Here is a 210-nt window from a genome sequence, read left to right on the forward strand (position 1 = left end):
TCAGGCTCGTAATACCGCATCAGGTTGTAATGCAGCCCCGTCTCTTCATCGAAGTACTGGTTTTGCAGTCTGAACGGCTGGTGCGCGTTCCGATAAACGCGTTCATCCTTTTTCAGACGACCCCAAGCAGTGTATTCGCCGTACCATAAGAGATTGCCATGGATGTCGGTCATTTCCCTCGGTATGCCGATTTGGTCGTTGTGGAAATAG

The 210-nt window shown here is 50.5% G+C and carries 1 protein-coding gene; it reads right to left on the reverse strand.

Features of this window, described 5'->3' with window-relative positions:
* Nucleotides 1-210 (reverse strand): RHS domain-containing protein (locus tag HMPREF2952_RS01985; protein WP_210398391.1); only part of this gene is annotated, 210 nt, incomplete at both ends.

It is taken from the genome of Neisseria sp. HMSC068C12 (assembly GCF_001814095.1).
Classification (GTDB): Bacteria; Pseudomonadota; Gammaproteobacteria; order Burkholderiales; family Neisseriaceae; genus Neisseria; species Neisseria perflava.